The sequence below is a fragment of the Paenibacillus sp. FSL R5-0928 genome (assembly GCF_037970385.1).
Lineage (GTDB): Bacteria > Bacillota > Bacilli > Paenibacillales > Paenibacillaceae > Paenibacillus_AQ > Paenibacillus_AQ odorifer.
The window spans coordinates 1259695-1271109 of the sequence record NZ_CP150225.1 but is presented as its reverse complement, the minus strand read 5'-3'; the positions used below and the strand labels follow the sequence as shown (position 1 = coordinate 1271109).

Sequence of the window (11415 nt, the reverse complement as noted above, 5' to 3'; positions counted from 1 at the left end):
GCATGGACCGGATTTTTAATTACACATAATCTTTTATTTAGATTTAGCTTCCATCATGTAATTCTGGAAATCAGTGATACTTGGGTTAGACATATAATGACCACCCTCTACTTCAATCGTTTGGCCTGTGATGAATTTGGATTCATCCGATGCCAGGAACAAAACCGTATTGCCGATATCATCGGCTTCTCCGTGATAAGGTAGGGCGTTGAATTTTTGAAATATATCCAATACAGCTGGCGGCATATTTCTTGCTGCCGCAGGTGTCAGGATCAGCCCTGGTGCCACGCCGTTACAACGGATTTTGTCTTTACCATATTGTGTAGCGATGTAACGAGTAAGGTTCACAACCGCTGCCTTAGAGGAGCCATAAGCAGTACGCAATGAATCCCCAGCGAATGCTGACATCGAAGCCGTGTTAATGATCGAGCCTCCGCCCGCTTTAATCATATGAGGAATAGCAAAACGGCTGCCTAACAGAACACTTTTAGTATTCACGTTCATCAGGCGATCCCATTCTTCCAAATCTATATTGACCACATCAAGGTCTTTTTGCAGATTAGTTAGACCTACATTATTGAACAATACTGTGATGGTGCCATACTGAGCAACAGTGAAATCAACAGCTTCCTTGATCGAATCCGCTTGGGAGGCATCTAAGAAAAGACCTTCAGCTTCTCCGCCTTCATTTTTAATCTTAGATGCTGCTTCTTTGGCTGCTTCCACATTAAAATCGGCAATGACAACCTTTGCTCCTTCTCTAGCTAATAGAGTGGCAGCTGATAAGCCAATACCTGAAGCGCCTCCAGTTACTAATGCAACTTTACCTTGAACTCTTCCCATGTTCATACCCCTTTATAATGTTATTGTGCTTCTAAGATGACTTGGTTTATGTTTCAGAGCTATCAAAGCTCGTTAACAACTTCTCATAGATTTTCAAGAATTGCTGCAGTTCCTCCTCATTGAGCTTTTGGAACATTTCAGCTCTTAGCTCCTGTCCCTTAAGCTGTGCTTCCTTCAGAACGTCTTTTCCTTTGTCCGTGATAGATAGAAGTACATTCCGTCGATCATCTTCGTTATATTTTCGCTCGGCCATCCCCTGCTTAATTAGTCGATTAGCAATGTTTGTCATTGCTCCTGGCGTATATCCTAGTCTCTTAGCCAAAATAGTCTGCTTCAAGGGGCCTTTTTTATTCAATTCACCCAAGACTAGAACTGGAGATATCCCAATATTGTGATCAAATGCGTTCATCCATCGAACAATAACTTCATTCGTAAATAATTCAACTGCATGTATTAGCTTAAAAATATCTGGATTTTCCAAGAGGTTCTCCTTTGGCATTCATGATGATCGGCTGCTTATAAAAGTATTTTAACACTAAAATATTTAATAGTAAAATACCTAATATTAAAAAAAAGAATGCTTGGTGAAAAGCATTCTTCAAATTGCGGATTTATCAACAACATAAGTGCCAGCCAGCAAATCGTGAATCGCACGTTTACGGGGATGGAATCCAACCAACAAGTAATCCACCAGCATGATTGGACCCAGGATTTGAGTGAGGTCAAAAGCCAAATCCGACCATAAGGATAATTTGGCGGAAATAACGGTAAAGTCATAGCTGCTGACCGCAATTACCATTGAAAGAATCATACTAATCATTCGGAAAACATTTCGAATCAGAGCTTCCTTCACTGTTGGGTAATTCCCGTGTTCATTGACAATTTTTATTTTTAAAATCAGCTTCCCAGGGGTTCCGCCAAATCTAACGATCATAAAGATATCAAATGCGATAAACAAAATGTACTCCAGGATAATAGGTATCTCCGAGTGTAATGAAACAGCTAATGAATTGAGTATCCAGTATACGATAACCCCAGGTATTCCAATGACCAAGAAATCAAGAATGGAAGCCAGCACTCTTTTCCAAAACCCTATGAAATTCTCCTGATCCAAATGCTCGGGTAGAATGTTATCCATGCAAGCACTCCTCTCTCTATCGTTTACTTTGTCGCTCAATCCCTATTTAACAATCCCTTCCTCAGATGCTCTTGGATAATGGGCTCCAGCTCTTTGTTATTTTTAACAATTACCCGTTTATCAGACAGAGTATCCGTTAACTCTATAATCCTATGTGCGGCCTCCTGATCATATCCACTCTCAAATCCCTGATCACTTTATTAGGGTTCAAAATAACGATTAAGTCAGCAGCTTTAAAACTCTCTTGTCCCCATTTGTAATGTGCACCTTCCAGAATCCATGAGGGTTTATCAAGGATTTCTTCCAACTGAGCATCCCTTGCTTCAACTGAAAAACGCAAATTCTCGGCACTTCTGTCCCATACCAAGTTGTCTGTCTCGTAATACTCTACACCATATTTTCTAGATAACTCCCGGGCGATATAGGATTTGCCGCTGCCGCAAGCTCCAATGATTCTAATCTTCATAAGATCAGCCCAGCCCTAGCGGCAGGATTATTAGTCCTATGGAAATTACGGTGATTACTCTTGTGGTGAGGAGCGTTAGCTTTTGGTTCTTCTCTGATTTATACCAGCCTTTAAACTGAAAATGATTCCGGTACAGCATAAAAAATAACAATAAATTCCCGAATCCCATACTCCAGTTATACACGGGCTGACCAAATATCAATTGATAGATCAATCTTTCTGCCCAACCCAAAACTAATAAAGTCAGCACAAGCAATATACATAATCGAAGTAATTCCAATATAAAAGAGCCCAATTTCAGCAATTCTGCAACCATCCTCTCAAGGTTTCTTTATCGCCAAAAAATCCACATTCCTCCAAATTATACACCTTACACCTTACGTCTCCTATCTAAAAACACAACCTGTTCAAGATAAATACATCCTGAGCAAGGTTGTGTTTTTTATCAGCTTAGGAGGATGCGGGTTTCCCCTCGCCCCTTAGTTCCTGTATTTGTCGCTGCAAATTAACGATTTCCGCCACTAGCGCTGCATTTTCCGCCTCAGAATCCACACTGCTACTCTGAATCAACTGATTCAGACGCAGCTGCAGAAGGGCAAGGTCATCCTCCCGAGCCTGTTCTATACCAGTAAGCAGACGGGTTCTGTCTTTTGCGAAGTATTCAGCATACGTTCCTTGAAAAAACTTTGGTGCCTGAGACGGCTCTAATATCACCAAGCGATTAGCCACTTTAGAGTGAAGATAACGGTCATGAGAGACCATCACTAGTCCACCGGGATACACCATCAGTGCCTCTTCTACACGTTCCCTAGTGTCAATGTCCAGATAATTAGTGGGTTCATCTAAGACCAATAAATTCGCTTTTCCAAAATACAACTTGAGGAAAGCCACACGGCATTTCTCCCCCAGACTCAAATCCCCAATCCGTTTAAATACATCGTCCCGCGTAAATAAAAAGCAACCCAAAATTGTCCGCGCCTCCGTCTGGGTCATTCCCGGCAGTTCAAGCAAGCTATCCAGAATCGTAGAGTTCATCTCTAAGTTATCTAGCTCTTGTGCAAAATAACCGATTGTCGTCCGTGGATGCAGCCGTACTTCACCTTTTATAGGCTTATTGATCCCTGCAATTAATTTCAACAGCGTAGACTTTCCAACACCATTAGGACCCAGAATAGACAATCGGTCTCCCCGATTTAGCGACAAGCTGAAATTCCTAAGAAAAGGCGCACTCCCCTTATAGGCAAACTCTATCTCACGGAGTGTCAGTAAAGAATCTGCCAGAAACTCTTCGCTTTCCAGCTTCATCTTCAGCTTGCCAGTCTCGCGGGGCAATTCTACACGGTTCTTATTTAACCGTTCCAGCGCAGCTTCCTTGGCATGAAAACGAGACACATTTTTCTTGGATTTCGAACGCAGGAAATCGTTTTGTCCGGCAGCACGATGCGCTTGCTGGAACCATTCTGCATACCGCCTAATGCTCTCCAACAGCTTCTCCTTTTCTTGCTCCTGCTTTTTATATTGTCCCTCCAATGTTCTCAACTCTATAGTCTTCTGCTCCCGGTACTGTGTATATCCACCCGAATAACGCCGGCATCCCTCCGGACTAAGCTCCAGCACAGACGTCGCAGTTCGATCAATAAATGTACGATCATGTGATACATAAAACACGGTTCCAGGGTAGTTGCACACCCAATGCTCCAACCACTCCATCGTTTCTCCATCTATGTGATTGGTCGGTTCATCCAGAATCAATAGCTTGGGCTGCCGGGCTAATAATGCTGCTAATTGCACCCGTGTCTTTTGCCCTCCACTAAGTGAGGCGTATGGCAATTCCCAGACTGCATGTTCAAGCTTGAGCTGCTTTAGACTTTTTTCCGCTTTGACCTCCCAGCCATATCCATCAAGCTGCAAGTAACGATCGTACACCTCTGCATATTCAGCCAACTCAGCTTCGTTATCAGCTTTCTGCTCCTGCAATCTCTGACTGAGGGCTTCGAGCTGGCGTTTTAATTCAGGCAGCTGCGCTGACCCTGAAAGAACGTAGTCCAATGCGGTTACTTCCCCTGGTACCTCAAGCTGTTGATCGAGCACACCCCATTCTTCAGATGACAGGCCATGATAGATACTTCCCTCTTCAAAAGTAAGCCGACCGATCAGCCCCTTAAGCAGTGTGGTTTTGCCAATCCCATTTCGTCCAAATAAAAGCACGCGCTCTCCTTCTGCTATCTCAAAGGATACCTCCTTAAATAAAGGGATCCCGTTCCATTCCTTACGTAAATTCTTCGCTTTAATTACAGTCATCTTTCATTCCTCCGATTTCATTGCAAATAAAAAACCGCAGCCAGCGGTCTGCGGTCGAATAGCGTATGAAGGGGGAATGTGCCCAGACATGGATAGACTACGGCCGTGATCACCTGCTGGATGCAGAGTAAACCAACACAATAGATAGAACTATCCATATAAAAGCATCGTAAGGCCCCCGACCGACACACGTATCCCTGACCGTTATCACCCTGCGCGGGTGCTCCGTGACTTGTGCATATGCACTTCACAAACTTTATGGTCTGTTTCAGGAAACGTGTTAGTTATTCATCAGTCGGTGGCCCTCCGTAATTGTCCGTATTTTTAGAATAAGTACAGTATATAACAATTTAAATCAGAAATAAAAGGTCAAGAACAATTATAACTTAATCTTTACCACCTGAGTCTGCGCATTCCACTGCACCTGAACAGCAAATAAATCAGGCAAGATACTCAGCGGAATTAGTAATCGGTTATTTTCATTGCGTGACGGTAAAATCGTAATGGATTTTCCATTCACAATAGCCTTATTGGATAATGGCTTATGTGTCACCGTACGATTGCCGATCGTAATTAGCAGTGCACCTGTCCCCGCTTCACTCTGCAAAGTTCCACCCAGTAAGGCCACGGATTCTCTCAGCGGAACAAACACACGGGAATTTTCCAATATAAAAGGATCCTTCAGCTTTGTTGTCGTCCCATTAATCTCAAAAGTCCCCGCAAACTTATTGCTTCCTACAGAATACCCGTTTTTAGTTGCAATATTCTCCATAGCCAGTGTGCTCGTTGTAATGATAACTCGAGTATTCTTGGCTACTTTTGGATACAGCCAATGAATATCATCATTATGCATTCGAATACAACCAGCGCTAACATACTTCCCTATCGATGACTCATTATTATTGCCGTGAATCGCATACGTCGTGCCATAGGTCCCGTTCACTTCCAGCCCCAGCCAGCGGTCGCCAAGCGGATTGGCCGGATCCCCACCGGGAATTTTCTCTTTGTAGTAGGGTCTGTTTTTTACTTTAACCACCATTTTGAAGCTACCTTCTGGCGTCAGTTCCTTCGACTTCCCTGTGGCAACCGGAAAAGTCTTCACCAGCTTGCCGTCACTGAAATACGCGAGTTTGTTTGTTTTTTTGTTCACGATGATCAGATCTGAGCCAGCAGCTTCCACCCTTCCAACTCCTGTAAAGCAAGCAGCGAACAAAAGCCCAAATACAAGCATCAGTTTAATGTTCCGCTGTAAAAAAGTTTGAAACCGGCCTCCCGAAAAGCATAAATTCATCTTGCTCCACCTCCGTTATATAAAGACGAAATCATTTCAAATATGTTGCGTACCAGCCTGTACCTATTCTTTTCAACTCGTCCCCTCCCGCTTGACGCAGAGATTGCAATACTGTAACCAGTGAATGCACGACAAAAAGCCGACCTTTGGATACGCAAAGATCAGCTAACGCATACACACATAAGTTGCGGACCCTAGAGCCCCTATTTGCAACTTTTTCGCTGTTTTGGGATGCTATCGGACTCCAGAGACCCTATTTGCATCTATTTCGCTGTTTTGAGATCCTATCGGACTCCAGCGCAGTTATTTGCTCAAATCACCTCGAATCCCTTGCTTTTCACGACCAATAGTGTCTCTCGGGTCCGAAACTCGCTCAAAAAACCCTAAAACACGCGAATAGCTGCATCTGAGTCCTTTAGCACAGTTCTACCTTGTTCTTTCCTATGTCTCTATCATTTCTGCCCTATGTCTCATACATTACTGCCCTACGTCTCATACATTACTGCCCTACATCTCATACACTTCTGCCCTATGTCTCATACATTTCCGCCCTACGTCTCATACATTACTGCGTCCGCTCATTTGCCCGTTACCGTTAGCACAGTTACCTACCACATCTGCACCAAAACTCCACCATTTTTCCACCACATCTCCACCACGCTCCGCTCCAGTCCCAGACTAACTGCGCTGCACATTTACCCGTATCCCATTCTACCGAAGCTCAAAGCACCAGCCCCCAAACTAACTACGGTTTTACCATCGAAGATCAGCTAGCGCATAAGCACATTAGTTGCGGACTCCAGAGACCCTATTTGCAACAAATCCGCTGTTTTGAGATGCTATCGGACTCCAGCGCAGTTATTTGCTCAAATCACCTCGAATTCCTTACTTTTCACGACCAATAAGGTCTCTCGGGTCCAAAACTCGCTCCAAAAACCCTAAAACACGCGAATAGCTGCATCTGAGTCCTTTAGCAAACTAGTTCATTTTTGATTGGTAGTTAGTTCGTGTTTAGTTAGCTTTTCGTTCGCTTCTTGTTTCATTTCTTGTTAGTTTCTAGTTCGTTTCTTATTAGCTCCTACTCGTCTCTACCTCCTCCCTATCTCTTTGCCAGCTCATTTCTACTCCCTTCCGTTCTTCCGTTCTTTCATTCCGATCTTCCGTTTTCCCCTCCCATTCTGCCGTTCTCCCCTTCCGCTCTTCCGTTTTCCCCTCCACCCCCACTACACACAGAAAAAGCCTTGATTCTCTTAATAGAGAATCAAGGCTTTCTAAATTGACCTTACACCCACCACATACCCTGAGGTTGGTCATGAATAAGAATGGATTGCAAATTGGTTACTGCACGTTGGAAGCCTTCGTCAACCGTCATAAGAGGGTCTTCATGCTCGATGCTCACCACGTAATCATAACCGTAAGTGCGCAGCGCGCTCATGATATCTGACCACTCAGATATGCTGTGCCCACAACCAACGGAGCGGAAGGTCCATGCGCGGGTCTGCACATCGCCATAAGGTTGCATATCGGTCAAACCATACATATTGATGTTGTCCTGATCCAAGTAAGTATCCTTGGCATGGAAATGGTGAATCGCGCCAGCTTTACCGAGAATCTTAATAGCACCTACAGGATCAATACCTTGCCACCACAGATGGCTCGGATCCAGATTGGCTCCGATAGCATCGCAGGTTGCTTCTCTAAGCTTCAAAATCGTATAAGGGGTATGGCACAGGAATCCACCATGCAGCTCGATGCCGATCTTAACGCCATGCTCCTCGGCCAGCTTGCCGATTTCCTTCCAGTAAGGGATCAGCTTATGTTCCCACTGCCAGGTTTTGATGTCGCTGTACACGGTAGGCCAAGGCGTGACTGGCCAGTTCGGTGCTTTTGCCTCATCGCTGTCCCCAGCCGTTCCCGAAAAGGTGTTCACGACCTTAACACCCATGAGTGAAGCCAGCTTGATCGATTTACGGAGAATTTCATCCCCAGCGCGGGCTTCTTCTTTATCTGGTGAAATCGGGTTATTATGGCAACTGAAGGCACTGATCATAATGCCACGTTTCGTGAACTTTTCCAAATATTCTTGACGTGCTGACTCGCTGGCAAGCAGCTCATCTGTCGGACAGTGAGCATTACCGGGATTACCACCCGAGCCGATTTCTACCGCATTCAAACCTGCGGCGGCGATTTTATCTAACATCTCGTCAAGACTCAAGCTTCCAAATACAGGATCAAATACGCCTAATTTCATTTATACGACCACCTTTTCTTTGATAGGCTCTAAGGCTTCAGAATGTCCGTAAACCGGATAGTCACGTTTCGTTGGGGCACACCAGTTCACGCCATTGATGATAACTTTTTGAATATCCTTGTTGTAATAGGTTGGGTAAGATTCATGACCAGGCTGGAAATAAAAGATCTTCCCGCTGCCTCTACGGTAGGTCGATCCGCTTGGGAAGACGTTGCCGCCTTCGAACCAGCCGACAAATACAAGACTCTCTGGTGCTGGCACATCAAAATGCGCACCGTACATTTCCTCTTGCTCCAAGTCGATGTATTCACCAATGCCCTCAGCAATCGGGTGACTTGGGTCCATGACCCACAGGCGCTCCTTCTCCTCAGCTTCACGCCATTTCAGATCGCAGCTGGTGCCCATTAATTTCATAAAGATTTTGGACATATGGCCCGAATGAAGCACTACAAGTCCCATACCTTGCAGCACTCGCGCATGTACACGGTTTACAATCTCATCACTTACTTCATGATGGGCGATATGTCCCCACCAGATCAGTACATCCGTGTTATCCAATACCTCTTGCGTCAGTCCATGCTCTGGTTCATCCAGCGTAGCTGTCTTAGTGTCCAGTCCTGCTTCTTGAAGGAAGCTGGCCAGTTGTCCATGAATACCTTGCGGATAGACCTTAAGAATTCTTTCTTCCTGCCGTTCATGACGGAATTCATTCCATACGGTTACTCTTGTCACTTGGGACACACTCCTAGTTCATATTTATCTATGACCATCGAATTTGCTTAATTATTCAAAAACACAGGCATTCCAGTTTCAGAGGATTTATAAATAGCCTCCAAGATGCGAGTCACAACCAACGCCTGCTCCGGCTTCACCACAGGCTCGGTGTCATTTACAATGCTGTCAATCCACTGAGCTGCCTCTATCATCGCAGGATCATCTCCCGCACCATCATAAAAGTCGACGCCACCGGCATCCAGACCGATATGCTTTTCAAATGTTTTACCGTAGGCTTCTCCGTTAATGCGCAGACCGTTCTCCATATCTGCTCCGCCTTCAGTCCCACAAAGTACCGTTTTGGCCTCACCGACATCGAGTGTATTCAGTGCCCAGCTTGCTTCTAAGACGATGGTAGCCCCATTCTCCATAGTGATGAATCCAATGGCGGAATCCTCAACTGTAAACTTCTCAGGATCCCACGGGCCCCAAGCATTTGCAGCATTTTTACGACCGGACAGCTTATGATAAGCGTTGCCCACGACATATTTAGGTTTGTAATTATCCATCATCCACAGGGTCAAATCGAGCGCATGGGTGCCGATATCAATCAACGGACCGCCGCCTTGCGCTTCTTCATCCAAAAACACACCCCAAGTTGGGACAGCGCGACGACGGATAGCCTTAGCTCTGGCGTAATAGATCTCACCAAGCTCATTATTCTCACATACCGCATGCAGATAAGCTGAATCTGGTCTGAAACGGTTCTGATAACCGATGGTCAGCTTTTTACCAGTTCGCTCTGAGGCCTCGATCATCGCTTGTGCTTCTGCCGTGGTTTTAGCCATCGGCTTCTCACACATTACGTGTTTGCCTGCTTCCATAGCCGCAATGGAAATCTCCGCATGGGAAATGTTCGGCGTACATACATGAATCACATCTATACTTGCATCGTTAAGAAGCTCTTTATAATCTGTGTAAACTACGGACTGCTCATCTCCAAACTCCGCTTTTGCCTTCTCGGCACGTTCAGCGACGATATCACAAAAAGCAACCATTCGCGCACCTTCTACTTTTTTTAACGCGGGCATGTGCTTGCCGTTCGCAATACCTCCGCAGCCGATAATTCCTACTGTTAAAGTCATTCTGGTCTAACCTCCACTTATTCCTGTTTTGATATCTCTATCATACAAAGCTGAGGAAGGGCTTTCTTCCTGCAATCTTGCTGTATTATTCCCGAATATTGTCTTGTGGTATTTCAGCGGGGATATCCCCGTTGCTTCCTTGAAAAAATGATGGAAGGTCTTCACGCTGCCAAACCCGGCTGCTTCCGCCACGGCAGACATCGGCAGATCTTCATTAATCAAGATCCATTTGGCTTTGTTAAGCCGGTATTCATTTAAGAACGCGATAAAGGTCATGCCCGTGTTTTTCTTGAACAATTTGGTAAAATAATAAGGACTAAAACCCATATAATTAGCTACCTCATTCAGCGAAATAGCCTCCTGATAATGCTGCTCCACATAAATAAAAATCCGCTCTAGTCTTTCCAGTGTTTCTCTGGATTGATTCAGTGTATCTTCCGAGAACTTAGGCTGTTTCTTGATCGGACTCTTCGGCACCTCCCGTAAAATAACGGTCAGCAGTTCAAACAATCTAGCCTTGATTAGAAAAACATACCCTTCTCTTCGCTGTACATCTTCCTCGTAAATACTCTCAATCAGCCCTTTGACCTTCGCGGCAGTTGCCACGGGCCATCTTGAACTGGAATACTCCATAAGCGTAAAGACCTCACGAAGTGAGTAGTCATTACCGTTCAAAGCGGCTACTTCCTGGAACAAATTCAGGTCAAATTGAATCACTACCCGTTCACTCTCAGGTGAAGAGAGAAAATAATGCACATCCCCACCATTGATAAACTGAACCTCGCCCTGCTCCATGTGAATAGGGGTATCGTTAATTCCCAGATTCAGGCTTCCTTTGGTAACATAGATAATTTCAATTTCTTTATGCCAATGCGGATAACACAACGTATCACCATTGCAGAGTAAACTGCGGTAAGGAAAGTGCTTATCTACATCCGGAATCTCGAGATAAATATTCATAAATGCAACTCCTTATCCGAGTAAATCATTAAAACCAGGGCTTGCATGCCATATTTTATAATTTTACGTAAGCGTTTACTCTCTAAATGTTAGACCTCCAATATTCTTTTGTCAATTCCGATATTTCTAAGTAAATTTTTGGTATATACATCGGTATCATTCCTATTAAAAGATTACTGCTCTTGCGTAGTTTTGATCATTTTTTTATTTTTTAAGTACAGTTGACAAAAGCGCCTACCAGCATTTATATTCGGGGTAAGCGTTTACGTTCTCTTCCTTCATAACTTACTCTCATCAGCGTAAGCG

At 44.5% G+C, this 11415-nt stretch carries 11 protein-coding genes; all 11 read right to left on the bottom strand.

Annotated features, from left to right (window positions below):
- Positions 1–33 precede the first annotated feature (33 nt).
- The 11 genes from MKZ16_RS05480 to MKZ16_RS05430 all read right to left on the bottom strand — a co-directional run bounded on the left by MKZ16_RS05480 (position 34) and on the right by MKZ16_RS05430 (position 11109).
- Positions 34–843 carry an SDR family NAD(P)-dependent oxidoreductase gene (locus tag MKZ16_RS05480; protein ID WP_076104684.1) on the bottom strand — a complete coding sequence of 270 codons (810 nt, stop codon included), beginning with the start codon at positions 841–843 and terminating at the stop codon, positions 34–36.
- Positions 844–889: 46 nt separating this feature from the next.
- Positions 890–1324, bottom strand: a complete 435-nt coding sequence (locus MKZ16_RS05475) for a MarR family transcriptional regulator (RefSeq protein ID WP_036680418.1) — start codon at positions 1322–1324, stop codon at positions 890–892.
- Positions 1325–1441: 117 nt separating this feature from the next.
- The gene (locus MKZ16_RS05470) at positions 1442–1981 is read right to left on the bottom strand and encodes an RDD family protein (RefSeq protein ID WP_038569014.1); all 540 of its coding nucleotides are present in this window, start codon (positions 1979–1981) and stop codon (positions 1442–1444) included.
- A gap of 142 nt (positions 1982–2123) precedes the next feature.
- Positions 2124–2447, bottom strand: coding sequence for a hypothetical protein (locus MKZ16_RS05465; protein WP_076104685.1), 324 nt, complete (start codon positions 2445–2447; stop codon positions 2124–2126).
- Positions 2448–2451: 4 nt separating this feature from the next.
- Positions 2452–2751 (bottom strand): hypothetical protein, encoded by a 300-nt coding sequence (locus MKZ16_RS05460; RefSeq protein WP_143759033.1) that lies wholly within the window; start codon positions 2749–2751, stop codon positions 2452–2454.
- A gap of 146 nt (positions 2752–2897) precedes the next feature.
- On the bottom strand, positions 2898–4748 hold the full coding sequence (locus tag MKZ16_RS05455; RefSeq protein WP_076104687.1) for an ABC-F family ATP-binding cassette domain-containing protein: 1851 nt from the start codon (positions 4746–4748) through the stop codon (positions 2898–2900).
- Positions 4749–5127: 379 nt separating this feature from the next.
- Positions 5128–6039 carry a L,D-transpeptidase family protein gene (locus MKZ16_RS05450; RefSeq protein ID WP_052096810.1) on the bottom strand — a complete coding sequence of 304 codons (912 nt, stop codon included), beginning with the start codon at positions 6037–6039 and terminating at the stop codon, positions 5128–5130.
- A 1282-nt stretch (positions 6040–7321) separates the two neighbouring features.
- Entirely contained in the window at positions 7322–8290 is a 969-nt protein-coding gene (locus MKZ16_RS05445) for a sugar phosphate isomerase/epimerase (protein ID WP_036680409.1), read from the bottom strand.
- Positions 8291–9022 (bottom strand): ThuA domain-containing protein, encoded by a 732-nt coding sequence (locus MKZ16_RS05440; RefSeq protein WP_036680406.1) that lies wholly within the window; start codon positions 9020–9022, stop codon positions 8291–8293.
- Between the two features lie 47 nt (positions 9023–9069).
- The gene (locus MKZ16_RS05435; RefSeq protein ID WP_036680405.1) at positions 9070–10149 is read right to left on the bottom strand and encodes a Gfo/Idh/MocA family oxidoreductase; all 1080 of its coding nucleotides are present in this window, start codon (positions 10147–10149) and stop codon (positions 9070–9072) included.
- Between the two features lie 6 nt (positions 10150–10155).
- Positions 10156–11109: an AraC family transcriptional regulator gene (locus MKZ16_RS05430; protein WP_052096809.1), complete on the bottom strand. Its 954-nt coding sequence runs from the start codon at positions 11107–11109 to the stop codon at positions 10156–10158.
- Positions 11110–11415: the final 306 nt, after the last annotated feature.

Excerpts from the sequence above, each read along its gene's own strand:
- MKZ16_RS05445 (WP_036680409.1), bottom strand. The coding sequence starts at position 8,290 with ATGAAATTAGGCGTATTTGATCCTGTATTTGGAAGCTTGAGTCTTGAC.
- MKZ16_RS05465 (WP_076104685.1), bottom strand. The coding sequence starts at position 2,447 with ATGAAGATTAGAATCATTGGAGCTTGCGGCAGCGGCAAATCCTATATC.
- MKZ16_RS05480 (WP_076104684.1), bottom strand. The coding sequence starts at position 843 with ATGGGAAGAGTTCAAGGTAAAGTTGCATTAGTAACTGGAGGCGCTTCA.
- MKZ16_RS05470 (WP_038569014.1), bottom strand. The coding sequence starts at position 1,981 with ATGGATAACATTCTACCCGAGCATTTGGATCAGGAGAATTTCATAGGG.
- MKZ16_RS05450 (WP_052096810.1), bottom strand. The coding sequence starts at position 6,039 with ATGAATTTATGCTTTTCGGGAGGCCGGTTTCAAACTTTTTTACAGCGG.
- MKZ16_RS05435 (WP_036680405.1), bottom strand. The coding sequence starts at position 10,149 with ATGACTTTAACAGTAGGAATTATCGGCTGCGGAGGTATTGCGAACGGC.
- MKZ16_RS05430 (WP_052096809.1), bottom strand. The coding sequence starts at position 11,109 with ATGAATATTTATCTCGAGATTCCGGATGTAGATAAGCACTTTCCTTAC.
- MKZ16_RS05455 (WP_076104687.1), bottom strand. The coding sequence starts at position 4,748 with ATGACTGTAATTAAAGCGAAGAATTTACGTAAGGAATGGAACGGGATC.